23 protein-coding genes, 1 tRNA gene and 1 pseudogene are annotated in these 24014 nt (G+C 47.1%); 12 read left to right on the forward strand and 13 right to left on the reverse strand.

Features of this window, described 5'->3' with window-relative positions; all coding sequences use genetic code 11:
- Positions 1-68 precede the first annotated feature (68 nt).
- The 3 genes from Q3H59_RS14940 to Q3H59_RS14950 form a co-directional block, all read right to left on the reverse strand.
- Positions 69-905 carry a DUF932 domain-containing protein gene (locus Q3H59_RS14940; protein WP_309835604.1) on the reverse strand — a complete coding sequence of 279 codons (837 nt, stop codon included), beginning with the start codon at positions 903-905 and terminating at the stop codon, positions 69-71.
- An 85-nt stretch (positions 906-990) separates the two neighbouring features.
- The gene (locus Q3H59_RS14945) at positions 991-1866 is read right to left on the reverse strand and encodes a GTPase family protein (protein WP_309835606.1); all 876 of its coding nucleotides are present in this window, start codon (positions 1864-1866) and stop codon (positions 991-993) included.
- Between the two features lie 74 nt (positions 1867-1940).
- Positions 1941-2858: a hypothetical protein gene (locus tag Q3H59_RS14950; RefSeq protein WP_309835608.1), complete on the reverse strand. Its 918-nt coding sequence runs from the start codon at positions 2856-2858 to the stop codon at positions 1941-1943.
- A gap of 425 nt (positions 2859-3283) precedes the next feature.
- Here Q3H59_RS14950 and Q3H59_RS14955 point away from each other — a divergent pair, with 425 nt between their 5' ends.
- From Q3H59_RS14955 to Q3H59_RS14990, 8 genes and pseudogenes are all read left to right on the forward strand, one after another.
- The gene (locus Q3H59_RS14955) at positions 3284-3913 is read left to right on the forward strand and encodes an inovirus Gp2 family protein (protein ID WP_309835610.1); all 630 of its coding nucleotides are present in this window, start codon (positions 3284-3286) and stop codon (positions 3911-3913) included.
- Between the two features lie 99 nt (positions 3914-4012).
- Positions 4013-4219, forward strand: a complete 207-nt coding sequence (locus Q3H59_RS14960; RefSeq protein WP_091004207.1) for an AlpA family transcriptional regulator — start codon at positions 4013-4015, stop codon at positions 4217-4219.
- 86 nt (positions 4220-4305) lie between these two features.
- Positions 4306-4896 (forward strand): hypothetical protein, encoded by a 591-nt coding sequence (locus Q3H59_RS14965; protein WP_309835613.1) that lies wholly within the window; start codon positions 4306-4308, stop codon positions 4894-4896.
- Positions 4897-4928: 32 nt separating this feature from the next.
- On the forward strand, positions 4929-5345 hold the full coding sequence (locus Q3H59_RS14970) for a type VI secretion system baseplate subunit TssF (protein WP_309835615.1): 417 nt from the start codon (positions 4929-4931) through the stop codon (positions 5343-5345).
- Entirely contained in the window at positions 5324-6403 is a 1080-nt protein-coding gene (gene tssG / locus Q3H59_RS14975; RefSeq protein WP_309835616.1) for a type VI secretion system baseplate subunit TssG, read from the forward strand. Before Q3H59_RS14970 ends, tssG begins: the two co-directional genes overlap by 22 nt.
- Before the next feature lie 163 nt (positions 6404-6566).
- A pseudogene (gene tssJ, locus Q3H59_RS14980) lies at positions 6567-6847 on the forward strand (type VI secretion system lipoprotein TssJ).
- 468 nt (positions 6848-7315) lie between these two features.
- On the forward strand, positions 7316-7840 hold the full coding sequence (locus Q3H59_RS14985) for a hypothetical protein (protein WP_309835618.1): 525 nt from the start codon (positions 7316-7318) through the stop codon (positions 7838-7840).
- Between the two features lie 3 nt (positions 7841-7843).
- Positions 7844-8740: a DUF4868 domain-containing protein gene (locus Q3H59_RS14990; RefSeq protein ID WP_309835620.1), complete on the forward strand. Its 897-nt coding sequence runs from the start codon at positions 7844-7846 to the stop codon at positions 8738-8740.
- Positions 8741-8993: 253 nt separating this feature from the next.
- Here Q3H59_RS14990 and Q3H59_RS14995 read toward each other — a convergent pair whose 3' ends face one another.
- The 8 genes from Q3H59_RS14995 to Q3H59_RS15030 all read right to left on the reverse strand — a co-directional run bounded on the left by Q3H59_RS14995 (position 8994) and on the right by Q3H59_RS15030 (position 18763).
- Positions 8994-11909, reverse strand: a complete 2916-nt coding sequence (locus Q3H59_RS14995; protein ID WP_309835622.1) for a type I restriction endonuclease subunit R — start codon at positions 11907-11909, stop codon at positions 8994-8996.
- Positions 11910-11967: 58 nt separating this feature from the next.
- The gene (locus tag Q3H59_RS15000; protein WP_309836718.1) at positions 11968-13188 is read right to left on the reverse strand and encodes a restriction endonuclease subunit S; all 1221 of its coding nucleotides are present in this window, start codon (positions 13186-13188) and stop codon (positions 11968-11970) included.
- Positions 13188-14795 carry a type I restriction-modification system subunit M gene (locus tag Q3H59_RS15005; RefSeq protein ID WP_309835623.1) on the reverse strand — a complete coding sequence of 536 codons (1608 nt, stop codon included), beginning with the start codon at positions 14793-14795 and terminating at the stop codon, positions 13188-13190. Before Q3H59_RS15005 ends, Q3H59_RS15000 begins: the two co-directional genes overlap by 1 nt.
- Before the next feature lie 19 nt (positions 14796-14814).
- A complete protein-coding gene (locus Q3H59_RS15010) occupies positions 14815-15390 on the reverse strand; it encodes a restriction endonuclease subunit S (RefSeq protein WP_309835625.1) in 576 nt (191 codons plus the stop codon).
- A 42-nt stretch (positions 15391-15432) separates the two neighbouring features.
- Complete coding sequence (locus tag Q3H59_RS15015) at positions 15433-16443, reverse strand: DUF4917 family protein (RefSeq protein WP_309835626.1); 1011 nt, start codon at positions 16441-16443, stop codon at positions 15433-15435.
- A gap of 238 nt (positions 16444-16681) precedes the next feature.
- Complete coding sequence (locus tag Q3H59_RS15020; protein ID WP_309835628.1) at positions 16682-17893, reverse strand: phage integrase central domain-containing protein; 1212 nt, start codon at positions 17891-17893, stop codon at positions 16682-16684.
- 194 nt (positions 17894-18087) lie between these two features.
- Positions 18088-18164: transfer RNA gene (locus Q3H59_RS15025), tRNA-Arg, on the reverse strand.
- Positions 18165-18259: 95 nt separating this feature from the next.
- Entirely contained in the window at positions 18260-18763 is a 504-nt protein-coding gene (locus Q3H59_RS15030) for a DUF1198 family protein (RefSeq protein WP_309835630.1), read from the reverse strand.
- Between the two features lie 175 nt (positions 18764-18938).
- On the opposite strand from Q3H59_RS15030, the gene folD reads away from it, so the two are divergent.
- Both folD and ybcJ read left to right on the forward strand, forming a co-directional pair.
- Positions 18939-19805 carry a bifunctional methylenetetrahydrofolate dehydrogenase/methenyltetrahydrofolate cyclohydrolase FolD gene (folD, locus tag Q3H59_RS15035; RefSeq protein WP_309835632.1) on the forward strand — a complete coding sequence of 289 codons (867 nt, stop codon included), beginning with the start codon at positions 18939-18941 and terminating at the stop codon, positions 19803-19805.
- Positions 19805-20017 carry a ribosome-associated protein YbcJ gene (ybcJ, locus tag Q3H59_RS15040; RefSeq protein WP_007890771.1) on the forward strand — a complete coding sequence of 71 codons (213 nt, stop codon included), beginning with the start codon at positions 19805-19807 and terminating at the stop codon, positions 20015-20017. Before folD ends, ybcJ begins: the two co-directional genes overlap by 1 nt.
- A gap of 25 nt (positions 20018-20042) precedes the next feature.
- On the opposite strand, the gene Q3H59_RS15045 is transcribed toward ybcJ, so the two are convergent.
- Positions 20043-21149: an AAA family ATPase gene (locus tag Q3H59_RS15045; protein ID WP_309836720.1), complete on the reverse strand. Its 1107-nt coding sequence runs from the start codon at positions 21147-21149 to the stop codon at positions 20043-20045.
- 33 nt (positions 21150-21182) lie between these two features.
- Positions 21183-22568, reverse strand: a complete 1386-nt coding sequence (gene cysS / locus Q3H59_RS15050; protein ID WP_309835634.1) for a cysteine--tRNA ligase — start codon at positions 22566-22568, stop codon at positions 21183-21185.
- A gap of 218 nt (positions 22569-22786) precedes the next feature.
- On the opposite strand from cysS, the gene ppiB reads away from it, so the two are divergent.
- Positions 22787-23281: a peptidylprolyl isomerase B gene (ppiB, locus tag Q3H59_RS15055; RefSeq protein WP_008103818.1), complete on the forward strand. Its 495-nt coding sequence runs from the start codon at positions 22787-22789 to the stop codon at positions 23279-23281.
- Positions 23281-23997, forward strand: a complete 717-nt coding sequence (locus tag Q3H59_RS15060) for a UDP-2,3-diacylglucosamine diphosphatase (RefSeq protein ID WP_309835637.1) — start codon at positions 23281-23283, stop codon at positions 23995-23997. The genes ppiB and Q3H59_RS15060 overlap by 1 nt, the downstream gene beginning before the upstream one ends.
- Positions 23998-24014 lie beyond the last annotated feature (17 nt).

A 24014-nucleotide genomic window follows, 5' to 3' on the forward strand; every position in this document is an offset into this window, starting at 1 on the left:
ATTGACCAAACCAGGTAATACACAATGCGGACAGGGTGTGTCCCTAATTTGTTAATTTTTCTGCCAAGTTATATAGGCGTGCGTCCCTGAGCATGTTCCAGCATGGTTTCAGCCATCACCCAGAGTGCGCGATTAAGCTTCACGTCACCGTCAATGCCCCGAACCGAGCGCGTCTGCTGGTTTCTGCCCTGTGCATTTCTGCCTCTGAGTCCGCCTTTAATCAGGTTTTCCTGGATGCGCTGGTATGTCGTCCAGAGATCCGGGTTATTGTCCTGCCAGCGTCGTGGCGATAATATTTGCGACTCAGTGACAGGATGATGCTCATCACCAAAGCGATAGGTAAGCGCTGCTTTTGCCAGTGCCTGCTGAGCGGGCGGAGGAAGTATCATTTGTTGCATCTCCTCCCGCTTTTCGTCGACACTCTCGAAGATACCTAGCACTTCATAAGCGCCTTCAATCACCCGCTCGACCACATCACCTTTGTGAGGTACGCGAACCTCCCCAAATGTTTCACCGCAAATGAGTCCGTTCTGGCACACTGCGCGGAAAAGGCCCGGCAACATTTGATAGGAACTGGATCCATCATGCGAATTAAGCAGAATGATCTCAGGAACCTGATTGCCCGTTATCTGTCCTTCCCGGCGCAGTCGCAGCATGTGCTTAGTATGATCCCGCTTACTGAGATCTCTGACTCGTGTCTGGCAGGCAAAGAAAGGCTGGAAACCTTCTCGCTTTAGATTGTCCAGCAGAGTGATCGTGGGAATATAGGTGTAACGATCGCTACGGGAGCCATGTTTAGTTTCACTGAAAATACTGGGCACAGTGCGAAACAGTTCATCGTGCGTGAGTGGGCGATCTTTGCAAATGACGTTGGCAGCACCGAAACGTGAAGCGAGACGAACCATGATTAACTCCTGTTTGCATAATAAAAGAAAGGCCCCGACGCATATGCGTCGGGGCCTTTCCGTGTAAATTCGTGAAGATTACTGCTTAGAAGAAAAAATCCCATACAGAACGGGCGATCGAAACCACTGCATCACGAATCTGATGAATCAGCGATTTTACTGGCCTGGGAACTACAGGAAGCGAAGCTACAACATCCAGTATTCCACCGACGGCGCTGCCAAAATCGTTTCTTGCCGTCTCTTTGACGCGCTCAGTTCGAAGATGACGATGTAGTTGCGCTGTTACAGGGCTACTGGATTTTTCCGGCAGACATTCGACCATGACCTCTACCATCTCTTTCAGATTCCAGTTGGTCTTAACTGAAATGGAGCAGACCGGATTGACTGGCTGTAATAGCCGTGTGATGTCCTGAACTTTGAGATCGATATTAGCGATTTGAAGAGGTGAAGGTTGGTTCCTTCTGAAGTCCCATTCGTGACACGGTTCAATTTTGTCAGCCTGGTTAATGACAAATAACACTTTGCCCTGATAAGGATCGGTTAATACATCTCTGTAAAAATGTTCATCTACCGCTAGCACCCGATCATCGGCTTTTATCACCCAGATTATCAAATCAACTTCTGGCAACAAACGCCGATAAAGCGAAGTATATTCCCGGTCGCGTTGCTGGCTTTCGCCCACGCCAGGAAGATCAATTAGCGTTAAATAACGGTCTCCAGTATTTATGCGAACACGTAAAGCATTACGGGTACATGAGCTAACATCATTTACTGGCGATACTTCACCCTGAAAGAGAGCATTGCATAGGCTGCTCTTGCCCGCCCCGGTTTTACCCATAATGCCAATGACAGGTTCTGAGTTTACTATTTCACTGATTTTACCCATTATGGCATGGGCTGTAGGCAGTGGTATGTATTGCAATCTACTCTCTATAACTTTATATCCATTGAGTTTTGTCATCTATATCTCTTGGTGATCATGCTTAATTTATTAGTAATAACCATCACTTCAAAGAGATAATATATATTTATTAATTATTCCAATCCATTCTTTGATGAGATCCAATTTCCGTATGAATAATCAATAATTTCCTCTAACACTTCATTCAACTTCACCCCCTTAAACTTCGCCATTTTTTCAAGTTTGGACTTGGATTCACCACTGATGTAAGTGTTCAATACTTTCTTATCTTTGACTCCATCTCTAAATTTCTTCTGTGACCACGATTTCTTAAGTTTTATAAAAAACAAATCCACTTCAGCATTTCTATTATTTGAAACCCATAAATCCAAACGACAAAAAATAAATGCACTTTTTAACTCATTGCTTTCAAATGACGGTGTAGTATAAAATATTCTTTCATCATGTAGTCTTTTTAAAATCCAATCATACTCACTATTTTTAGATTTGATAACTTTGTCACTATCTATCCAAAGAGAATTCAATGATCGACAAACGCTTTGATGCCATTGTGAACATTTCAAATTTATAAACTTGGTTAAACTTTCACGACCATGCCTTAATGCACAATAATCTATAAAGCTTACAATAAGGTTGATATCAACATTACCCCAGCATCTGTTTTCAATGATTTTTATAAATGCAAAGTTGTAGCAAACATCGGATTGAGATATGACAGCGTATTCTTCCCAGAGACTAATAAGAATATAATTTCTAGATCTTTCACTTTTCAACCAATCCAGACATTCGAGATCAACCAAACTGTTCTGAAGCTCTCTCTTTTCTCTTTCAAAATGATTATCACCTGAACTATTTAAAACACCAAAAGAGGATGTTATTTCATCAGACACGGATGTTTTAAAATGGCTAAATCTAATTATAGAAAAGAGGTATTTTACTTTTTCTTTTGAAATGAAGCCCTTTTCAAAGAGCTTAATGAGCAGTTGAAAATTCATTCTTAATTCTTGAGTTGTCACTAATTCCTTAACCATGCTCGCACCTTAATTTGTATTAAATAATCACAATCCTACGTAGCTTTAAGTGTAGCTTCGTGTGTAAGTTTTCGAGTAGAAATCATCGTAGCACTCTACATGTAACTCTACGTAGTAGTTTTTAAGAAAAAGGATTGTCTTACCCATGCTAAATGGCCTTTAGTGCTCAAAATGAACGTGCTCACCCTAACTTAAGAGTAGAAAATGTGCTGTATTGATGATGCCTGTACTTGTGCCCCCCCCTATGCCTCTAGGCTGTGCTACAAAAGCCACGGTCATTCCCAAAGTGAAAAGTGTCGGATTGGTAATATTATTTGTGATGGTTTAGAACGCTAGTGATGTACTGAGGTCTCTGTATTACCACTGTGGTCTACAAAATCACATGACACTCAACCACTATGTGTAAACAACATGAGTGGTTGAAAATGAATAATAGAATTATCAATGACCCGGTTTATGGTGAACTGTGGGAGCACTACGTTATAAGAATCGAAGAGACAATCGGTAAAGCACTGGAATCGCACTCCAGGACATTAGCGTTGAGGTTCGATTTAAGACTACCCGATATAGATCATGAAAATTTTGGAGGTACTGAAAGCAAAGCTATCACTCGTTTCTTTCAATCATTGAAGGAGCAGATTCAAGCCGATTTATTAAGAAAGAAAAAAAATAACAAGCGTAGTCATCCAACTGGCGTTCGCTATGCATGGGTACGAGAATTTGAACAACGAGGAATCAAGCATCATTATCATATCCTACTTCTTCTAAATAAGGATACTTACTGCGCACCAGGTAAATATGACTCCGAAATTCATAATTTAGCCTTCATGATTAAAGAAGCATGGTGCCGAGCCTTAGGATTGGGAGAAACCAACGTACTGCGAGCTCATACTTTGGCTCATTTCCCAAAAGATCCACTTGTGTGGTTGGACATTAATAAACCTGATTTTAATGAGTCCTATTGGAAACTACGCCACAGAGCGCTTTATCTGGCAAAAGTGCGCAGTAAACATAACGAGGATGGATTTAGAAATTTCGGAACTAGCCAGAACTAACGATTAGTGAACTCAACATTTTTACAGGAAGAGCCAGTGATATGCCGGAGATTATGCATAAGTCGCTCTCCGGCTCACTATCAACTGGAGCCCCTCGCAATGACCACAAATCCAAACGTACTTGACGATCAATTCGTCACTATGGAATTCATTACCCATTTAACTGGCCTGACAGACAAATGGTTCTACAAGCTAATCCAGGAGAATCACTTCCCTAAGCCAATCAAATTTGGCCGAAGCTCTCGATGGTTAAAAAGCGAAGTGGAAGGCTGGCTAAATGAGCGCATCAGTCATTCCCGGCAGTAACGTAACAAGCCAATTTACTTGCCCAGTTAAAATTTATTAGGTGACATCGGAAGTACATGTCACCTAATTACTAATGAGAAAAAATCATGAAAGAATATAAAACGCGCTATGAAGAGATTCTTAAATACTATCAAGCGTGGCTGATGGGATTTTCAAAACTCGCTGTTCGACAAGGGATGTGTCACCAGAATATTTATTACTCTCATTATCTGATGATAGGTTGCTTAAACTTTCCCAACAAAGAACCTGCTCATGCGGTTGTTCCTCAGTGTTTGCACAAGATAATTTTTTGTCCACAGGTGGAAAAATCTTCCCTCCCAATAGATGATCAAAACGTTAGCTTGAGCACGCAGGAAGATCTCTTGGTTCATCATCCTATGCTTGAAGGTGTCTTACTCTCTGAATGTGTTCGCTTGAAACAACGTTCATTAACCAACAAGTTAATCAGCCTGTTTCAACAATTTAGTGGCACCGAAATACGCCTCAAATTGGTATGGCTATGCTGGTACGACTTGATGTTAGGCAATGATCTAACCGACTGGATTGAGAACCTGAAATTCAAATCAGATGCGGAGGTCACTCAATGGATGTGCGACCGGCAGGCAGAGAATGTCGCACTGACCAACGCGATGGATGAGTATGTCTTATTCGCATATCGCACGGTGGTCGCTCCTTAAACGCACACTTATCCCCACCATCCTCATTGGCTATGCACCTGTTGTTAAATGCTAATGGATATCCGCCGCAGCGCGACCGCTTCCACTGGCAGTTGCTCAGCCAGACCGGCAGCAGCTTTCTGTGGATGATGGATAACGCCGATGTTTTGCGAAATACGCTGAAACGTCACTGCTGGTCTGATGGCGCGATCAATCAGCAGCGTCTGGCGGGCATCACCGACGTGCGGCACTGGCGGCTTCAGCGCTGGCAGCGTTATCTGCAGCGCGGCGTAGATATTGAAGTCACGCTGGATACCGCTCACTTTGCCGGTGAAGGAGATGTGTGGCTGTTTGGCTCGCTGCTCAACCGTTTTCTGGCGCAGTTTGCCGACGAGCATCTGAATAACCGACTTACGCTAATACTGCAGCCTTCAGGGAAATGCCTGCGATGGAAAGAGAGTCACCACTGAGCTATACCGAACTCAGTGAAACAATGGGCGATCGGCTGCCTTACAGCAACTTTTACCACTTCATGCAGTGGCTTGAACATCGCCACCCGCATCTGCCCCCCATCGGCAGCACCGCGCAGATTAAAAACGATCCGGTGCGGCTGCGCCCTCATGCAGGTATGGGATTTCCGGCCAGCGAGCTAAAGGGCATTGAACTGCACCCGGATGATGATCCGGATTCGCCACCGACTGTACGCACTACCTTCCTTGGCATGTACGGCATTACGTCTCTACTGCCGGGATCCAATATCGATGACATTGCTCAGCGCCGGGAGGGGCACGAATCCGTTGAGCACTTCCTCGACATCTTTAACCACCGCATCCTGACGCAGTTCTACCGCATCTGGCGCAAGCACAATTATCCGGCCACCTTTAAGCCTGGCGGAACGGACAGCGTGTTGCAGTGCCTGCTGAGCCTTGCTGGGCTGGGGATCTCTGGCACCGCAGAGCATCTGAGTACGCCGCTGTCTCGCTTCCTGTCGCTGCCGGGCATTCTGCCCCAGCCGGGGAGAACTGCCGAAGGACTTGTAGCGCTGGTTCGGCTTGTTACACCTGACACCTGCGCTACCATCGTCCCAAATTTTAAGCGCCGGGTTAAAGTACCTGAGCCACGGCTCGACAGGCATTTCAGCCTGGACAATCAGCCGGTGCTCGGGGGGAAAGCTATCGATGTGAACAACACGGTGGAGATCCAGCTCTATACAGAAAGTCCTGCCGATGCGCGTGGATGGCTGCCACCGAACCAACCGCTCTACCATGATTTGCTCTCCCTGCTGCGGGTATACCTTGGCTGGCGATACGACGCGCACATTACGCTGACTCTGCCGCGCCAGTTATTCCCGGCTCGGCGTCTGAGCGCAAAAGCTGACGCCCTGTACAGTACCTTCGCAGGTTATGCCTTCCTGCCGGGACAGAACGATGACAATGATTCAGTTACGCTGACGGTGCCGCTCGGCTTTTATGAAGGGCTAACGCTCAATCCACACCAACGCACAGTGACAGAAGTGGATGACGATTAATGAAACGGACAATACAACGCACTCTACCCCCTAGTAATAGCCGCGCTGGTGGCAGGGTGTGGCCTGACGCAAAGCGTCACTGACGACACAAAAGACGTGGCAAAAGCGGTGTTTTATAAAAAAAGTAAAAACCGTACATCTGGAGTTTCGTGCCCGCGCAGAGCTGAATACGGACGAGGATGGCATGTCACTCGCTACGCGCGTGCAGGTCTTTACGCTCAAAGATCGACAGGCATTTGATAAAGCGGATTACAACACGCTGATTAGCGATGCAGAGCATGCGCTGAGTGCCGATTTGGTCGCAAAAAAAAAGTGCAAATCCGCCCGCAGCAAACGGTGCCGTTCACCATGCCGATGGACGAACAGGCACAATTTGTTGCCATCGTCGCACAGTACCGCACGCCGGATATTCGTAAAAATGACTGGCGGATTGTGTACAGTTAGGAGGAGCTTGACCCTGATAAGGCGAGGGGTATTGGATTTGAAAAATACTTTATGTACACGGTTAATATACAAAAGTAGTTTGAATTGCTGCGTGGAAAAGCATTCCGCTTTCTGCCAGCTCTTGCAAGATAAGGCGTTGAGGCTATTTTAGATGTCTAATCGCACCACATCAGTTCTTAGAGGCGTTGTCCTTACGCAGTATGCTTCATGTCAGTATAAGGCAGGTGTAGCAGTTTTAGACGGCTAGGGATATTCTTACAAATCTAGATGGAAATCTTATCTGGTAATAATCGCTGACATGTCTTCTTTAACCAACGGTTTGCAAGGCTAAGTTTAATCCCTTGAAAAAAAATACTTTTTTGAAAGCTACTTTTTTTTAGTGAATCTGTTAAACATCATGAATGTAAATTTTTACATTCTGCGCTCTTGATACTGTATATTAAAACAGTACTTTAAGAAGGGGGCATTGTGAACAAATTATCTCGTCTACTGCTTACAGCAAGTTCGATTGCGCCAGTGTGCCTAACGCTAATCTTCATTGGGTGGATGAAAGACTCCAGATCTTTAATGATTTACAGTGCTATCACCGCTTTTATTAGCTGGGGATTATGCTGGTCACTAATGCAGTTCGCGGAATATAAACTTGAAAGATCTCATAAAATAATTGACTCGCTGTCTCCTGCGAATAAAGAAGTCACAAATTACTTTCTAAGTTATTTGTTCCCGTTGCTTGGAACAGATTCCATTGCGGAAAAAAAAGAATATGCTATATTCTTTTATCTGTCATTGTTGTTTTACATCTGTTTTTCTGAGAATTATAATTTCAACCCATTGCTTTCATTGCATGGTTATAAGTTTTACGAGGCCGAGGATGACACAGGCGTTGGATTTGTACTGATTTCAAAAGAGGTCATTACAGATATAAGAAACAAAACATTTAAAGTTGTAAAGCTAACTGATTATACCTATTTACACACAACTGATAGAGAGTGATTTATGGCACTTTTTGCTTTGATGGATGGTCAGGTTGGGGCCAGAGTTTTAAGAGTTAAACTAGACAAGGATTCTAGCTCTATAATCAATATTTTATTTAAAGATCAAAAAACTTACTTTGAAGCACATCATTCAACTATAATTGATTTTATCGCAGGTTATTCCCCTCGCTACGATGAATGCTTTAAAATTGAGCAATTTGCGGAGTCAGCGCTTTTGATTGATGCAGTTACACGAGACACTGCAATTCCTGAATGGGATCCTGCTTCTGTTGGCATTGAGCATATAAAGGCCCTATTTGTAGGTGTAGATGCCCCTGAAAATAATAATATTATTGCCATCCAGACATTTAGTAAAAACCAGATCCTTGATACATCTAAATCTTTCCTAGTTGGACTAATTGAAAGTAAAAATACATTCAGTAAGGCTAAGGACGTAGGTTTTAATGTTGATGATAAATTAGTGTCTTTTTTGGATGGCGACAATATATATTTTCGTAGTTTTTTTAAGTTAAGAAGCGTTTTCGAAATGAATTCTTATTTCCAAGAAGCAACTGATAGTGAGTTGGTATCATTCACCAATGATCCTCTATTCTCTATATCATCTGGGTTTGATTTAAGAGCAATTGCAGATACTGTAGTTAGAACAAAAGTGACAATAATACAGAAGAATGGTGTTTTAACTAACGAAAATATACCTAAATTCAGAGCCTCTGCCTTAAAAATTGATTTTCCGCTACAAACTGTCGTTATAGACGGCAGTGAGAAAATAGTTATACCTCAAACAAAAAAAGAGGTCAAAGCTCTTCTCGATTTTCTTGACGAAGACATTTTTACTGGTGAAATAAGCAATCAAGTTTTCAAATCAACTAATAAAAGACCTTACAAACGACAAGCCTGACATTGACGTGTTTAATGAGCAGTGTTTGTTAAAACAGATGATGCACATAAATTTTCATTGGACGTTATTTAATCCATTTTTACAACTTCCATACTACTGCAACATTTGTAAGTGTACAGCGAGCGCCGTATTGACAGGATGGCCCGGAGATTATTCCCCGGGCAGGGTGACGCGCCACGGCAGTAACTCACCGATGCGATTGACCGGCCAGTCGGCGATAACAGCAGGCCATCAATATTTTAGCCCTCCTATGTTAAAAACCACGCATCCCATTAATAAACTTATCAATCACATCCCGTACACGGTCATAAACACGAGCACGGACACTCCTGCGCTCAAGAATTTTAGGCGTCCAAATCAGCGTTTCTGCCACCTCATCCTCACGAGGCATTACATCGGTAAAAATATAGTGATCCAATAAATCTGACAGTTTTATTGGGTCTAGTCGCTCCTCTATACACAGATCTGCCAACGCTTTACTTTTCTCTTGCTCCACATAAGCTTCAAATAACTGAGTGATGTCTTCATCGTGTGTAGCATGCAGAATATTTTTCTCGATAAAATTATCAATAAGTTCGCGTTTACTGCGTAGCGTGACGTCGCTGTCGATAATATCCATGATCTTTTTCTTCTGCTCCTGCTGTTCTTTTGGCGGCATAGCCTGAATGCCAGCCAACAGAAGCAAAATATAGCCGACGTTAATTTCGTCGCGATGAATCAGCGAGACTTCAAAATCCACGTCTTCGAGAATCGAGACTTTCTCCTTGCTGGAGTGTTTTTTCACCTTGTCGTGGATATCGAGATATTTACTGGTGAAATCTGCCAGCGTCTGGTCCGAGAGCGGTTTAGCCGCATCGTCAAAATCAGCAAAGCTTTCGAGGATGTTTTTCAAACGCATTACATCGCGGAATGCTGTTACAAACGCCAGCTGTGCCTCTTCATCAATTAAATCGTCCACGCTTTCTACCGTTGGCGTCAGCCTTAACAAGCGATCGACGGCATCCTGATAATCACTGAAGTATTCGTCAAAGGGTTTCACCAGCACCGCAGAAGAGGCATCTTTATTCGAGAACAGAGCAATAGCATCGTCGGTAGCTTTCTTCAGATTACGGAAGCAGACTATATTCCCGTGGCTTTTCTTCTCGTTGAGGATGCGGTTGGTGCGGGAAAACGCCTGCACCAGGCCGTGAAAACGCAGGTTTTTATCGACGTACAGAGTGTTCAACGCCGGGCTGTCGAAGCCGGTGAGGAACATATTCACCACCAGAAGAATATCGATGCCTTTCTCTTTGGTGCGTTGGGCGATATTTTTGTAGTAATTGTAAAAGCTCTTTGAGTCACTGGCAGAGTAGCTGGTGCCATACAGCTCGTTATAGTCTTCGATAAAACTATCCAGATGATCGCGACTCGAGATGTCAACTTTCGCCCCCTGCGGCAGGCTTATATCTTCTTCATCCAGCAGACCGTTTACCGCCTCTTTATCACTTTTGTCCGCTTCATTGGCTGCATAAGTGAAGATAGTGGCAATCTTTAACGGCTTATAGTTGGCATCCGCCGCCTGCAGTGCGGCCTGCTTGTCTTTAAAGAGTTTGTAGTAGGTGATCAGCATATCGACTGACCCGACACAGAACATCGCGGTGAACTCACGATTTCGAGTCTTGGCGTCATGATGAGCAAGAATATAGTCGGTGACTTTGCCCAACCGGATGCCGCTTTGCATCACCTCCTTGGTATCAATATCCTCCACATCAATATCGATCTCATTGCTGCTCTCTTTACGCTTGTAAGTACCAACATACTCCACGGCAAAGCGCAGAACGTTTTCATCCCGGATGGCGTCGACAATCACGTATTTATGCAGGCATTTATCGAACAACAGCTCGGTGGTCTGTTTGACCCCGTTGGTAATATTGACGTTATCGGCAAAGATTGGCGTTCCGGTAAAACCAAACAGCTGCGCGTTTTCGAAGAAGTTCACGATCGCTTTATGCGTATCACCGAACTGGCTGCGGTGGCACTCATCGAAGATAAAGACGATGCGTTCTTTACGCAGGTGTGCGAGTTGCGCTTTATACCCTTCATGGGTGATGGCGTTATTCAGCTTCTGAATAGTTGTCAGGGTCAGTTTGGTGCTGCTTTGCTTGAGATGTTTTATCAGCGTGCTGGTGTTATTAGTGGTGTCCACGCTGTCTTTCGCAAAGCCGTTGAACTCCTTCGCCGTCTGATAATCCAGATCCCGGCGATCAACCACAAAAATAACCCGATCCACTTCCGGCATTTCCATGATCACCTGACTGGCTTTGAACGAGGTCAGCGTCTTACCGGAGCCGGTGGTATGCCAGATATAACCGTCCTCTGGCCGTTCATGCTTGTGGAGATTTTCCTTCACGTGGCGGATCATCGCCTCACAGGCGTAAAACTGGTACGGACGCATCACCATCAGGCACTTACGGGTTTCGTTCAGCACCGTGTAGTGGGTGATCATTTTGGCGATATGGCAGACTTTCAGAAATGCGTCTGTGAATTTCTCCAGCGCTTTGAGCGGATTATTCTTTTCATCGGTCCAGAAGAATGTCTGTTCAAAGTGGTTGGCGCGGTTGTTGGCGTAATATTTGGTATCCACGCCGTTGCTGATGATAAAGATCTGCACATACTGGAACAAACCGCTGCCGACCCAGAACGCATCCCGATGGTAGCGATCGATCTGGTTGAAGGCCTCTTTCAGCCCCAGGCCGCGACGCTTCAGCTCGATTTGCACCAGCGGCAGGCCGTTGATCAGCAGCGTGACGTCGAATCGGGTTTTACGTGTGTTTTGCTCGGCATTGAACTGCTTCACCTGGCTGGTCACTTGAAACTCATTCTGGCACCACTCCTCTTTATTGATAAAGCTGAGCCACTTCTCAGTGCCGTCATCACGCAATAACTGGTAGCGATCGCGCAGGATCTTAGCGCGATCGATAACTTCATTGCCTTTGGTCAGGTGCAAGAAAATACGGTTAAATTCGCTGTCCGTTAGCGGAGAGGATTCCAGTCGGTTATGAATTTCAATCTGCTTGCGCAGGTTGGCTTTCATACTGGCTTCATCGGTGACATTCACCCGTTCGTAGTGCATGCCCACCAGTTGTTCCACCAGTTGCGTCTCTAACTCGTATTCGCTTTGCGTTGCCATCAGTATGTAGCGCCTTTTGTTATTGTGCTGGCCCGGAGTAGGTCGGGCCGGATTATTTTTATACAAACATTTGCTGGAGCAGGCCGTGCTTCCAGGATTTTAACTTGTCCAGCTCTGCTTTTTTGGTAGTGATTTTATCGTCTAGAGCAGAGACGAAGTTGGCGATTTTAATTTGTTCTTTTTTACAGGGATAATATATTTCTGTTTTTGCTAACTGTTTTGCATACAAATGTACAACCGAGTTACCTTGAGCCATCTGAGCAATTTCGTATTTTTTCTGAGAGTTGATATAATAAGATAGGAATATGCCATCAATGACCTTTGACCGTATAATATTCAGATCCCCTCCTAATATTACACCATCACTCAAAACACATGAAGCTTTAGATATATCTATAGCTGTCTCTCCTGATGATGGAATTAAAACATCACGGGATATACTTAAAATGCTATCATTCAGTGGTTGGTTTGTTCTGGATTTTATTTTACTAATTACCTCTCCATAGTCTGTATATAGCTCACCATAACGAATACATTCTCGTTCGCCATTTTCTAAAACATCTGTTTTTGCAACCCCTTTTCCTTTTAAAAAGACAGCCACATCACCAAGTTTTTGGTTCTCCCAATCAGGAAATGCAGACCCATCATCTTCCTTAAACCGCACTTCTTGACTAAAAATCTTCTGCATCATGCCTTTTTTGTACTGGCATAGCAGGTCGTACTGCTTATTTAGTAGCGCGATTTTTTCGTCAACAGAGGACATAAAGTCGGCTATTTTTATTTGTTCCTCAATTATTGGAACATAAACAATCATATCTTTGATATCTTGAGTGGATAAATTTGGTGGATCAGTCCCAGCAATGCAATTATTTATTTTTGAGACTGTTGATTCCATTTGCAAAAGAGAGTAAACAAATTTGGGGTTGTTTATTGTTACTATCTTTCCAACTCGTTGGTTCAATAAAGAACCATCGTATTCTTTTCCAGCAACAGAAATTTTTAGTTTGCCATTCAGTATTGGTCTAGTTAATGCAATAACATAATCATCTTTTCTAATAAGAAATTTATGATATTCGTTGCTGAAATGGTTGGGTAAAAATGATGGCGTACCAGGAGTCATAACCTGACATCCAACATCCGCAATTTTTAACCATCTGCAACCGGAGGTTGTTGCATCTGTACTTTTGAATGCAAAACCAGAAAAAATAGTGAAAACATCACCTATTTTTTTTTGTTGCCAACCTTTAATAAACTCACTGAATCTCAACTTCGGCACCATCACTTATCACCCTCCTCCAGCACTAAGGGCGCGCTAATACCCAGTTCCTTACAAAACCCAACAATAGCTTTATCGATTGTCGCTACTTTCTCTTCTAGCTCGCGAATCTCCTGCGCCACCGCGTTGAGATCAATCTCTTCCTCCTCTTCAAAAGTATCGACATAACGCGGAATATTAAGGTTGTAATCGTTGCTACGGATCTCTTCCAGCGTTGCGGTATGGCTGTACTTCTCGAGCGCTCTCCAGTCGTTATAAGTATCGGCAATATTGTCGATATGTTCCGGCAACAGGCGGTTCTGGGTTTTCACCTTCTCAAAATCGTTGCTGGCGTCGATAAACAGAATACTATCGTTGTGCTTACGGCACTTGCGCAGTACCAGTACGCAGGTCGGAATGCTGGTACCGTAGAAGATGTTGGCAGGCAGGCCAATAACCGCATCAATGCAATTCAACTTCTCAATCATAAACTGACGAATATGGCCTTCCGCTGCGCCACGGAACAAGACCCCATGAGGCAGAACCACCGCCATGGTGCCGTCATCTTCCAGGTGATGAAACATATGCTGTACAAACGCCATATCTGCTTTGCTGGACGGGGCCAGTTTGCCGTATTGAGCAAAGCGGTCATCGTTCATAAACAGCGGGCTGGCGCTCCATTTGGCGGAGAATGGTGGGTTGGCAACGATGGCGTCAAACTTCAGATGCGTATGCTGCGGATGCTCCAGCGTATCTTCCTGAATGATCTCAAAGTCCGCATAATGAACTCCGTGCAGGATCATGTTCATACGCGCCAGGTTATAGGTGGTACGGTTCATCTCCTGACCGTAGATTTTACCCACTGAAGAGGCTTCACGCTTAACACGCAGCAGCAACGAACCAGAGCCACAGGTCGGGTCATACACGTTTTTCAGTTTCAGCTTGTGGGTGGTGACGATTTTAGCCAGCAGAGACGAAACCGGCTGCGGAGTATAGAACTCACCGGCTTTCTTACCTGCGCCTGAGGCGAACTGGCCGATCAGATATTCGTAGGCGTCGCCCAGAATATCGGAGCTGGTTTCACTTAGATTAAAGCTCAACTTGTCGAGTTCAGTTATCACTTTACCAATCAGCTCATTTTTCGCTTTTGCTGAACTGCCAAGCTTGCTAGAGCCTAAATCAAGATCTTCAAACAAGTTGCTGAAGTCATCCGCGGAGTCGGTACCCAGCGTGCTTTGTTCAATGCTTCGTAGGGTAGTGGCGAGGTCTTCAAGAATAAAGCCGGTGCCTGCACCTCTGGGATCTTTAGACACACGTTCCGCCATGGTGTGGAACAAATCCGTTGGCGGCAGAAAATAGCCTAATGTCTGGATGCTATCCTCTTTTATCGCATCAACGATGTCCTGATACGCCGGATGTTCTGCAGTCAATTCGTTGTACTGAATGCCATCTTCTGCAAGGATTTTGTTAGCGTACGCAACAAATTTTTCCGACAGGTATTTATAGAAGATAAAGCCTAAGCAGTAGTCGCGGAATTCATCGGCATTCATCTTACCGCGCAGGGTATCGGCGATATTCCACAGGCGGCCTTGCAGTTCACTTAAATTTTGCGCTTCAATCTGGGGAGACATAATAAACCTTAGTTATTGATTATTTTGATGAATTTTCTATTTTAGCAAAATAATATTTTTGTTTTAATTTCATCAAGTTGTACTCGTAGTAATCTTTCATCCTGAGATGAAGATACAGCTCACCTATCGCTTGTTGCTTTTTTAGTCCAAGTAAATCGAGTTCAAATTGACGGACCATTTGCAGAGTTAACTTAGGTACAGTTGACCCCTGTAGAACAAATGATTTTTGTTGGGCTATAGCTTTGCTCTCATTGAAATGCCAAACCCAAAATAATGGAGAGACTCTGCTAACATCCAACTCGACCTTAACAAAGTTATTGCTCAATATTCGCCCTGCATGCTCCTGCTTAACAAGAACAGCTTTAGCATTCGCTAAGTTAATAATGACATCATTTACTCTTGTCACTTTTAGTAACGATGTACTCTTAACCACCTGTTCTTTATCAGAAACTATCACTTCATGTTGCCAGTCATCGAGCTGATGCAATTGTGCTGTATAAAAGCGATATGCTTCACCTGATTCTTCCGGCTCTATGCGTGACAGGTTTACTCCGGGGATAAAATTCGCAATGTCGCCGTAGACTATTTTTCCCATTTTATCCTCGTAAAATCGGGGGCTACGCCCCCTTTCGCTTATTTAATGGCACCAGCAGTTGGCGCTTTCACTGTCGAAAAACTCGACAAGCAAAGCTTCACCAAACACCGCTTTTAACATCCCTTCAATTGCATCACAGCCAGAGGTATCAGTGCCATACACTGAAATCGCAACTCTTGATGGCCGACTTTTTTTCAGTGCATCTAGTATATGGGTGTCATTTTCCCCCATACTCCATCCATAGATCACGATGCTTTCCTTTTTCTCTGGTAATACTTCACGGTAGACAGTGTCAAGATAACGACTACGAGCAATCGCACTTAGTTTTTGCTTACTTGTCCCTTCAGAAACAAAAACTGGTGTAACTGCTGCAGAACTCCATTGCTGAGAAATTTGCTGGAGATAATTTCCGTCACCACGAGGATTAGTATGTAATTTGAACTCTTGACCACTGAAGTCTTGGGCCAAAATCAAAGAACCATGTGGGTAGAAAACTAAGCTTGTCGTCTTGTAACCTTTTTCACGATCCTTCCAATGTAAGTCTCTAAATTCATTCCAATCTAACTGTTCATTGAACAGCCGGCTAATGAAACAATCCTTTAATTTTCCGGAAGTTGTATCTTCAAGCAAAGATGCCCAATACACAATAAGATCGTAATTCAGGGATAAAATCGTCTTGAATTTGCCTATAAAAGAACGAATTTTAACTAGAACATCCGATATCTCATGATGCTCCGGATGATTTTGACTCACACATTGAATCAACAGATTTCTAAGTAGCTTATACCCTTCAGTCGTTGCATTTTCAGGCACGCCGAGTTGTTGATTTACTTGAGTTGCAATCCAAAGACGGTGCAGAATCAACTCAAAATCTTGCGTATCAAATAGTTCGAACAAAGCTGTCAGCTGCCCATCTGAACTGAGTTCGGTCAACTTCTGACGTAAGCTGCGATAGGCAAAATCGCTATTAACAGCGATACTTGCACCATTTCCCAAAAGTAAAGTATCATCGTAATTGGCCTCAATCTCGGCCCATTGTTTAATTGTTACCATGTTTCAATCCTCGCTTTCACATTTTAGATTTGTGGGTATTCCGCCAAGAACTCACCCACTCACGTCCAAGTTGGTAATTTTAAAAAATTACCAACTTGAAACTGAGGACATTTGACTACATGGTTGTGTTGCCGTCAATTGTATTTTTTGTAATTTTCAAAAATTACACAGATAAAACCAATCCGATATGACCCACCTTTCTTGAAATTATTTAATCTAAAACTTATAAATCAATAGGTTAACCTAATTTTTGGGTGGCACAATCATCAACATTTTTCACCAGATAAGCATCTATAAAATCCCCATACCACTGCAACATTTCCCTTCTCTGCTCCAGATACTGTGCATGGTTATACGTCCCGCGGATGGTGTTCTTGTCCACGTGGGCCAACTGCAACTCAACCCAGGCCGTGTTGAACCCTTGCTCATGCAAAATGGTGCTCATGGTGTGCCTAAACCCATGCCCTGTCGCTTTACCATGATACCCAATGCGCTTTAACACTTGATTAATGCTCGCCTCGCTCATTGGTTTTGCAGCATCATTCCTTCCCGGAAACACCAAGGCGTAGCGCCCAGTTACAGCCTGTATCTCTCGCAACGCTTCAACGACCTGAGTAGATAAAGGAACAATGTGTGGTCGTCGCATCTTCATGCGCTCCTTCGGCACTTCCCAAATCCCTTTATCTAGATCAAACTCTTTCCACTCAGCAAGGCGCAGCTCAATAGTTCTAACGCCAGTCAGCATCAGAATACGCGTAGCAAGTCGGGTAATTGGACTACCGGTATAATTCTGCAATGCCTGTAAAAACGCTGGCAACTCATCAGCGAGTAAATGAGGGAAGTGTTGAGGTTTTGGCGTCGCTAATGCACTTGCGAGGTCCGCTACTGGATTGATCTCCGCCCTGCCCGTCACGATGGCATAGGTAAACACCTGCTTGCAGGCTTGCCGAATTTTACGCAGCTTATCCAATACTCCGCGCTTTTCTAACTTACGTAGCGTCGTCAGCATCTCTAGCGGTTTGATTTCAGCTATGGGACGCTTACCAAGATCCGGGAAGATGTCGTTTTCAAACGCTTCCATCAGATCATCGGCATAACCTTTCGACCATCCCGGACGCTTGTACTCATGCCATTCCAGAGCAAGCGCTTTGAAGTTGTTCTCAATGGCAATTTTACGGGTTTGCTTATCAACCTTCTTCTGCTCACCTGGATCGATGCCGTTGGCAATCTTTCTCTTAGCTTCATCACGACGTTGTCTTGCTTCAGAAAGCGAGATCTCAGGATAAACCCCTAGCGCCAACGTTTTCTGCTTACCATCGAAGCGATACTGCAGCCGCCAGTATTTAGAACCATTCGGGTGCACCATCAAATGCATCCCTTCTCCATCGGTGAGCTTGAAGGCTTTGTCGGTGGGTTTCGCACTTCTGACTTTTACATCTGTTAGCGCCATTGGCTGCTCTCCATCACTGGATGTTGGTACAAAAACCATTGAACGGAGTTGTACCAACACATATACCAACAAAGATTACTTGATGTGGGTTTATGTCGATAGACTCAGGTTGAATTTGAATGCTTGATATAGCGCTAATTTACTGAATTTTAGGCATAAAAAAAGACGTCAGTTGACGTCTCTTGATATGAATTTGGTACGCCCTACAGGATTCGAACCTGTGACCTACGGCTTAGAAGGCCGGTGCTCTATCCAACTGAGCTAAGGGCGCATAGTGATTGGGTCGGATTATACGTCCAGCGGCTCGCGCGTCAACGTTTTTGCCCTTGAACGGAAGCGGAGTGCTGCCAGATTAACCAAAACCCCTTAATGCCGCTTACGCCACTCGCTCATCGACACCAGATTCCCGCCCTGTTCCGTTTCGCCTTCCAGCTCAATCCCTTGCTGCGTGAAGTACGCATTGTACTGCTCGCGTAGGGCATGCAGTTCCTGGCTGTCCGGCTCCAACTGGCGCAAGAACCCCAACGCCAGCAACAGCTGCTGCCTCGAAATCAACGCAGAAAATCCCGCCCGGCTCAAAATGCCATGCCAGCGCTGCCTATTTTCGTCGCTGCCATCGACAATCAGCACCTGCCAAATCAGCAGCACCGCCGCGCCGTTGTGCAGATGCGTGTCGTTATCGCCCGAGATGTAATCGGTAAACTCTTTTGCCGCCTCTTTGCCCATCAGCGACAACATCGATTCGATATGCACCGGCGGCAGTTGCAACCGTTTATTAAGCGCCTGCACCGCATGGCGCGAGCTGGCCGTCAGCAGCTGAAAACCTACCACGAACACCACCGCCAGCGTGGCGAGAATTAACCAAATCATCACGTCATCCATCTCATTCACTGCCCGGCATCATAAGCGCTAACGCGGGCGGGCGCCACGGCGAAAAATCGGGAAAGCGGCGTTGATGGCGAATCTCTACCTGACAGCCGCACGCGCTTCTGACAGAATAGGCGCCATCCCCGATCTAACCCTCTACAGATGGATTTCCTCTCTGATGGCAGCAAAAATTATTGACGGTAAAACGATTGCGCAGCAGGTGCGCCTTGAGGTTGCCGAAAAAGTACAGCAGCGTTTGGCGGCCGGTAAACGTGCGCCCGGTTTGGCAGTTGTGCTGGTGGGTGAAAACCCGGCTTCGCAGATCTATGTCGCCAGCAAACGTCGTGCTTGTGATGAAGTGGGCTTCATCTCCCGCTCCTACGATCTGCCCGCCACCACCAGCGAAGCCGAGCTGCTGGAGCTGATTGATACGCTCAACAACGATAACGACATCGACGGCATTCTGGTGCAGCTGCCGCTGCCAGCCGGCATCGATAACGTCAAAGTGCTGGAGCGCATCGTGCCGGACAAAGACGTGGATGGCTTCCATCCGTACAACGTCGGTCGTCTGTGCCAGCGCGCGCCAAAGCTGCGTCCGTGTACGCCGCGCGGCATTGTCACCTTACTGGAGCGCTACAATATCGATACTTACGGCCTGAACGCCGTAGTGGTTGGCGCATCGAATATCGTTGGCCGTCCGATGAGCATGGAGCTGCTGCTTGCCGGCTGCACCACCACCGTCACGCACCGCTTCACCAAAGATCTGCGTCATCACGTTGAGCATGCCGATCTACTGGTGGTGGCGGTCGGCAAGCCGGGCTTTATTCCGGGCGACTGGATCAAGCCGGGCGCGGTGGTAATTGATGTGGGTATCAACCGTCTCGACAGCGGCAAAGTGGTGGGTGATGTGGAGTTCGAAGCCGCTGCTGAGCGCGCCTCGTTCATCACGCCCGTTCCAGGCGGCGTCGGTCCAATGACGGTCGCGACACTGATCCAAAACACGCTGACGGCGTGTGAAGAATTTCACGACATTGAGGAGGCATAATGGCCAGTTTTTCTCTCGGTAAACATGCCCACGTAGATTTGTGCGACCTGCTGAAACTCGAAGGTTGGGTGCAAAGCGGTGCGCAGGCGAAAGCGGTGATTGCGGAAGGCGAAGTGCGCGTCGATGGCGCAGTTGAAACGCGTAAGCGCTGCAAGATTGTTGAAGGCCAGAAGGTCGAGTTTGCGGGCTTTAAGATTACGGTTGTTGCCTGACCTTTAGGCGTCCCAATCGGGACGCCTAAATCCGCTCTTCCCCCACCACCCGGGTTTCCCCTTCGATTTGCTCCAGCGCGATGTGATTCACCGCCGTATGTTGCGCAATCAGCGTCGCCAGTTTCGGTGAATGGCTGGTGATCCACAGTTGGCTAAACTGACTGGCTTCGGCGATCAGTCGTGCTAATGCAGGCAACAAATCTTCATGCAAACTGTTTTCCGGTTCATTCAGCGCCATAAACGCCGGCGGACGCGGGCTGAGCAGCGCCACCACTAAGCAGAGAAAGCGCAGCGTGCCATCCGAGAACTCGGCGCTCTCCAGCGGACGCAAAATTCCCCGCCGTGACATCAGCATCTGAAAACGCCCGTTCTGCACATCAACGTGAAATTCCGTGTCCGGGAAGGCTTCGGCCATCACCTCAAGCAGTAATTCGGAATGACCGCGTTCAACAATCGTAGCCCAGGCTGCGGCCAAATTGCTGCCATCGTGGCTCAGTACCGGCGCGCGCACGCCAATCTGCGGCGCACGAATCGGCGAACCGGGCCACACCGCAAACTCATGATAGAAACGCCACTGGCGCAGCCTTTCACGTACCTGCGAAAGCTCGGGATAAAGGTGCGGCTCGCCAAGCTGCCCAAACAGCGACTCTTCCGGATGCAGCACCGCAGGATAAGCAACGCGTTCGCCCTCAACGTTGTGCAGGAAAGCGGTTTGATTTTGCCGCTGCAGGATGCAGGAGGAAGGACGCCGACGCTGGCCGCTCATCCATATACGCTCCTCTTTCACCAGCGGATCGAGGTTAAACATGCTGGTGGCTAACGGCTCAGGAAAACCGATATCAAGCTGATAATCCATATCATCCATCACCACCGCGAGCGCCAGACGTTTAGGATCGTGGCGACGATCGCCGCGCCATAATCCGCCCGCCCACATCGCTTTCTGGATGCCGCCCTCTTCCGCCAGCGCCAGCGCTAAACGTCCGCTCGCCGCTTCGTGCAGCAATCGCACCGCTTTATACAGGTTGGATTTGCCGCAGCCGTTCGGGCCGCTCACCACGTTGAGCTGCTGCAGCGGTAGCGTCAGGTCGCGCACCGATCGGAAGCCGTGAATATGAATCTGTTCAATCGCCATCAATAAAAAAGGGCGATTTCTCGCCCTCTCCGGTTATTTGCGTCGCCAGCTGGAACCTTGCGGCCCATCCTCAACAATCACGCCCAACTCATTGAGCTTATCGCGCGCTACATCCGCCTGCGCCCAATCTTTGGCTGCACGCGCGTCGGAACGGGCTTTCACCCAATGCTCGATTTCCGCCACTTCATCGTCATTCACCTGCGCACCGCTTTGCAGGAACTGCTCGGGATCCTGCTGCAAAATGCCGAGCACGTTAGCGATCTGGCGCAGTTTCGCTGCTAGCGCATCAGCGGAGGCTTTGTCTTCGGTCTTCAGGCGATTCACTTCACGCGCCATATCGAACAGCACCGAATAGGCTTCCGGCGTGTTGAAGTCGTCATCCATCGCAGTACGGAAACGCGCTTCAAACTCTTCGCCACCCGCCGCCGTGGCGCTGGCATCGGTATGCCGCAGCGCGGTGTACAAGCGCTCGAGCGCCGCACGCGCCTGGTTGAGGTTATCTTCGCCGTAGTTGAGATGGCTGCGATAGTGGCCCGACATCAGGAAGTAACGCACGGTTTCGGCATCGTAGTGCTGCAACACATCGCGCACGGTGAAGAAGTTATCCAGCGATTTCGACATCTTCTCGCGGTCAACCATCACCATGCCGGAGTGCATCCAGTAATTCACATACGGGCCATCGTGCGCACAGGTGGATTGCGCCACTTCGTTTTCGTGGTGCGGGAACATCAGATCCGAACCGCCGCCGTGAATGTCGAAATGGGTGCCAAGCTGTTTGCAGTTCATCGCCGAACATTCGATGTGCCAGCCTGGACGGCCGTTGCCCCACGGCGAGTTCCACGCCGGTTCGTCGGCTTTAGACATCTTCCACAGCACGAAGTCCATCGGATTGCGCTTCACGTCCGCCACTTCGACGCGCGCGCCGGCCTGCAGCTGCTCCAGATCCTGACGCGACAGCACGCCGTAATCTTTGTCGCTCATCACGTCGAACATCACGTCGCCGTTGTCCGCCACGTACGCGTGCTTACGTTCAATCAGCCTGCCGACCAGCTCGATAATCTCGTCGATATGGCGGGTCGCGCGCGGCTCCAGATCCGGCGGCAAAATGCCAAGCGCGGCGAAATCGTTGTGCATCTCGGCAATCATGCGATTGGTCAGCGTTTCGATGCTTTCCCCGTTTTGGTTGGCACGTTTGATGATTTTGTCATCGATATCGGTGATGTTACGCACATACTTCAGCTGATAGCCCACGTAACGCAGATAACGCGCCACCACGTCGAATGCCACAAATGTACGCCCATGGCCGATATGACAGAGGTCGTAAACCGTGATACCACACACGTACATACCGATTTCACCGGCGTGGATAGGTTTAAATTCCTCTTTCTGTCGACTCAGGGTGTTATAGATCTTCAACATTGAATGGTTCCGTTATTGACGTTTGCGGGATACGCCCTTGCAGCGTAGCCGGTTATTGTGCCGTATTTTTCTGACTTGTGCATCGCTCGGTTGCCAACTGCCGTCCGGTTACTGACGCGTTATTGGAAATTGTGATATAAGAAGCGTCTACAAAAATGCCCCGCCGCCTTACAGGCGTGGCAGTTGATACTGACGACAACCTTGACAGGAAGAAAATAATGGTCACTTTCCAGACGAACCATGGCGATATCGTAATCAAAACTTTCGATGACAAAGCGCCGGCTACCGTGAAGAACTTCCTGGAATACTGCGCGGAAGGTTTTTACGATAACACTATCTTCCATCGCGTAATCAACGGTTTCATGATTCAGGGCGGCGGTTTTGAGCCTGGCATGAAGCAGAAAGATACCAAAGCAGACATCCGCAACGAAGCGAACAACGGCCTGAAAAACACCAAAGGCACCCTGGCGATGGCGCGTACTCAGGCGCCACACTCTGCAACAGCCCAGTTCTTTATCAACGTGGCAGACAACGACTTCCTGAACTTCCGTGACGAAAGCCTGCAAGGCTGGGGTTACTGCGTGTTCGCTGAAGTGGTTGAAGGCATGGACGTGGTTGAGAAAATCAAAGCGGTGAAAACCGGCCGCAGCGGCATGCACCAGGACGTTCCGGTTGAAGATGTTGTCATCCAGAAAGTGACTGTTAGCGAGTAATGTCGCGCACGCTGTTTATCGCAGATCTGCATCTGTGTCATGAAGAACCGGCAATTACTGCCGGTTTTCTGCATTTTTTGCAGGGAGAAGCGCGCACGTGCGATGCGCTTTACATCCTCGGCGATCTGTTTGAAGCCTGGATCGGCGACGACGATCCTAATCCGCTGCATCAGCAGATCGCTGCGGCGCTCAAAGCCTTGCCGGTACCGAAATTCTTCATCCACGGTAATCGCGACTTCCTGCTCGGCCAGCATTTTGCGCGTGCCAGTGGCATGACGCTGCTGCCGGAAGAAAAGGTGCTCGATCGCTACGGACATCGCGTGTTGATCATGCACGGCGATACCTTGTGTACCGACGATGAAGGCTATAAGCGTTTCCGCGCCAAAGTGCATCAGCGCTGGTTGCAGCGTCTGTTCCTCGCGTTGCCGCTGCGTCTGCGCATGCGCATTGCCGCGCGCATGCGCAATGGCAGCAAGCAGGCGAATCAGCATAAATCGGTCAGCATCATGGACGTCAATCAGTCCGCGGTGGAAGCCGCGATGACGCGCCAACAGGTGCCGATTCTGATTCACGGCCACACGCATCGTCCCGCCATTCACGCCTTCCCGCTGCACGGCAAAAGCGCCCAGCGTGCGGTGCTGGGTGCCTGGCATGAGAACGGATCGATGATTCAGCTTGATGCCAGCGGCGTAAGCCTGATCGAATTCCCCTTCTGAAATCCGGGCATCAATGC

The organism is Pantoea sp. SORGH_AS_0659 (genome assembly GCF_031453915.1).
GTDB classification, from domain to species: Bacteria; Pseudomonadota; Gammaproteobacteria; order Enterobacterales; family Enterobacteriaceae; genus Pantoea; species Pantoea leporis.

What these genes read in the sequence shown, in the direction of transcription:
- ybcJ (WP_007890771.1), top strand. Translation starts at nt 19,805, where the DNA reads ATGGCCAGTTTTTCTCTCGGTAAACATGCCCACGTAGATTTGTGCGAC.
- cysS (WP_309835634.1), bottom strand. Translation starts at nt 22,568, where the DNA reads ATGTTGAAGATCTATAACACCCTGAGTCGACAGAAAGAGGAATTTAAA.
- Q3H59_RS15010 (WP_309835625.1), bottom strand. Translation starts at nt 15,390, where the DNA reads ATGGGAAAAATAGTCTACGGCGACATTGCGAATTTTATCCCCGGAGTA.
- Q3H59_RS14945 (WP_309835606.1), bottom strand. Translation starts at nt 1,866, where the DNA reads ATGACAAAACTCAATGGATATAAAGTTATAGAGAGTAGATTGCAATAC.
- Q3H59_RS15020 (WP_309835628.1), bottom strand. Translation starts at nt 17,893, where the DNA reads ATGGCGCTAACAGATGTAAAAGTCAGAAGTGCGAAACCCACCGACAAA.
- Q3H59_RS14950 (WP_309835608.1), bottom strand. Translation starts at nt 2,858, where the DNA reads ATGGTTAAGGAATTAGTGACAACTCAAGAATTAAGAATGAATTTTCAA.
- Q3H59_RS14955 (WP_309835610.1), top strand. Translation starts at nt 3,284, where the DNA reads ATGAATAATAGAATTATCAATGACCCGGTTTATGGTGAACTGTGGGAG.
- Q3H59_RS14970 (WP_309835615.1), top strand. Translation starts at nt 4,929, where the DNA reads ATGCACCTGTTGTTAAATGCTAATGGATATCCGCCGCAGCGCGACCGC.
- Q3H59_RS14995 (WP_309835622.1), bottom strand. Translation starts at nt 11,909, where the DNA reads ATGGCAACGCAAAGCGAATACGAGTTAGAGACGCAACTGGTGGAACAA.
- Q3H59_RS14990 (WP_309835620.1), top strand. Translation starts at nt 7,844, where the DNA reads ATGGCACTTTTTGCTTTGATGGATGGTCAGGTTGGGGCCAGAGTTTTA.
- Q3H59_RS15015 (WP_309835626.1), bottom strand. Translation starts at nt 16,443, where the DNA reads ATGGTAACAATTAAACAATGGGCCGAGATTGAGGCCAATTACGATGAT.
- folD (WP_309835632.1), top strand. Translation starts at nt 18,939, where the DNA reads ATGGCAGCAAAAATTATTGACGGTAAAACGATTGCGCAGCAGGTGCGC.
- Q3H59_RS15005 (WP_309835623.1), bottom strand. Translation starts at nt 14,795, where the DNA reads ATGTCTCCCCAGATTGAAGCGCAAAATTTAAGTGAACTGCAAGGCCGC.
- Q3H59_RS15000 (WP_309836718.1), bottom strand. Translation starts at nt 13,188, where the DNA reads ATGGTGCCGAAGTTGAGATTCAGTGAGTTTATTAAAGGTTGGCAACAA.
- ppiB (WP_008103818.1), top strand. Translation starts at nt 22,787, where the DNA reads ATGGTCACTTTCCAGACGAACCATGGCGATATCGTAATCAAAACTTTC.
- Q3H59_RS14965 (WP_309835613.1), top strand. Translation starts at nt 4,306, where the DNA reads ATGAAAGAATATAAAACGCGCTATGAAGAGATTCTTAAATACTATCAA.
- Q3H59_RS15030 (WP_309835630.1), bottom strand. Translation starts at nt 18,763, where the DNA reads ATGATTTGGTTAATTCTCGCCACGCTGGCGGTGGTGTTCGTGGTAGGT.
- Q3H59_RS15060 (WP_309835637.1), top strand. Translation starts at nt 23,281, where the DNA reads ATGTCGCGCACGCTGTTTATCGCAGATCTGCATCTGTGTCATGAAGAA.
- Q3H59_RS14960 (WP_091004207.1), top strand. Translation starts at nt 4,013, where the DNA reads ATGACCACAAATCCAAACGTACTTGACGATCAATTCGTCACTATGGAA.
- Q3H59_RS15045 (WP_309836720.1), bottom strand. Translation starts at nt 21,149, where the DNA reads ATGGCGATTGAACAGATTCATATTCACGGCTTCCGATCGGTGCGCGAC.
- tssG (WP_309835616.1), top strand. Translation starts at nt 5,324, where the DNA reads ATGGAAAGAGAGTCACCACTGAGCTATACCGAACTCAGTGAAACAATG.
- Q3H59_RS14940 (WP_309835604.1), bottom strand. Translation starts at nt 905, where the DNA reads ATGGTTCGTCTCGCTTCACGTTTCGGTGCTGCCAACGTCATTTGCAAA.